Here is a 1,721-nt window from a genome sequence, read left to right on the forward strand (position 1 = left end):
TCGCATCTCCGGCCACCCTCGACCAGACCGCTGTCGCCGGCGCGCGCTGTGTCAGAATGCCGACTCCGCTGGCGACCTCCCGCAATCCCATGGCACGGACCAATCCGTCGTATTCCGGTGGGGCGCCGATCATCCGCGCGAGCCGGCGAGGCGCCATCAACTCCGCTAATCCCAGTCCGATCCCGAATAGGCCGAGCCCATACGCCCACATTTCCTCTTGGGTCAGACGGCCGTTCGCCGGTTCGTTTCCGTATTCAGGACGGCGCCGCGTATGTTCAGATACGACGCGTCTTGCCGGAGCTATCCTCCCTCCGCCGGCTTCCTCATTTTTTCGATTTGTCTTCCGTTTCAATTTTGCGCGCTCCGCCGGTTGTGCAGCCATGCCGTGACCTCCATCCGTCTATAGGTTCGATCCACGCTCAGCATCGCTTGTGCTTCATTCCGCCGCTTCCAGCAGACTCCGACATCATGCGACGCTTAGTCCGGAACGAATCCATGCGGACTTGCTCTTGCTCGAAAACATAAATACGTTGTCTTCGATCGTGTGGCCACTCGATGATCAGCCGCTCGCTTGACCAGCCTTCACCATATCGAACATTTGCTGTTCCTGACCCGCTTTAAATTCCGTCGGGGGCTGGCCGTTCGGCAAGGCGTAGACCAGTTTAACCTTCTCTTGCTCAGCCTTGATTAAGCCTTTCGCGATCGCACCGACATCCGGCGACTTGGTGCTGATCATGGTGATGTGCCAAGGCGTTTGTTTTGTGTCGAGCGTGTAGGTCGCCGCGAACATTTCTTTCCGCTCTTTGTCATAGGCTATGATCGTGGTGTCGCTGATATAAATGCTCGCATTGTCCAACTCGTTCTGATCGATCGGAACGCCGTTGCGCTCCCCGCCGACGATTCGATATTCGCCGGTCAAATCGGCTTTCGGTTGGTCCGAGGACCGACCGGTGCAGGCCGGCGCCATGAGCAGGAGCATGGCAAGGACGAGATATGAAACGAAATATGATTGGGTGTGTGGGTAAGTCATGACACTCCTTTCTTTCTAACGAGCCAAGGTTTGGTGAAGCAGCAGCCCCGTTGCTCTACTGACAACCCGGATATGATTCCCTCAAGAAGCATGGTGTTCCAGGACGCGAGAAACAGGGTTGTCTCTTCAGGAGATGGACAGAAAGTCCTCTACGAGTAGGCGAGCAAGTAACGGGCCATCGAGGCTGGGGGGAAGGGGTCAATCCTTCATGAATGATTCAGCTACGTTTCATCCTGTCGGCCAAGTTTGCTGCCGTGTATTTGAACAAAATGTCTTGCAGCGGACAGTATGGGGGGCGATGAAAGAAACGGCGGTGCCACGATCCGAAGGATGATCATTCGTTATTCTGTCTCTTCGCCGTCTTCAATGCATATTTCGCATTGGTCCAATTCCGGCGTGCCGTGCTCACTACAAAAATATCGCTGACAGCGGGCGCACGTCATGAATGTCATTCTGACTCGGCCTTCGGCTTCGCATCGATAACACTGTCCGGCGCTGCGGGCTTTAGGCATCGCTATGTCTCCTCGTTCCGTCTCATTGAGTTCCCGGACATCATGTCAGTGATCGCGGCGATGACCGTACCCCAGACGAGATGCGCGGTGATCATGAGGCCATTTCGTTCAGCCGGATGGCGGGTGGCCGAGGACAGTAATCCTGTCATGGGAAGCCAGCCGAGATAGCTTAACACCCA

Annotated in this window: 1 protein-coding gene and 1 pseudogene; both read right to left on the minus strand. The window is 55.9% G+C overall.

Going from position 1 to position 1,721, the window contains the following annotated elements:
- A pseudogene (locus ACOSYY_RS04135) lies at window positions 1-382 on the minus strand (hypothetical protein); the annotation flags it as partial.
- Between the two features lie 177 nt (window positions 383-559).
- Window positions 560-1,030 (minus strand): TIGR03067 domain-containing protein, encoded by a 471-nt coding sequence (locus ACOSYY_RS04140; RefSeq protein ID WP_421661005.1) that lies wholly within the window; start codon window positions 1,028-1,030, stop codon window positions 560-562.
- Between the last annotated feature and the right edge of the window lie 691 nt (window positions 1,031-1,721).

The sequence above is a fragment of the Nitrospira sp. BLG_2 genome (genome assembly GCF_049222245.1).

Excerpts from the sequence above, each read along its gene's own strand:
- ACOSYY_RS04140 (WP_421661005.1), bottom strand. The coding sequence starts at position 1,030 with ATGACTTACCCACACACCCAATCATATTTCGTTTCATATCTCGTCCTT.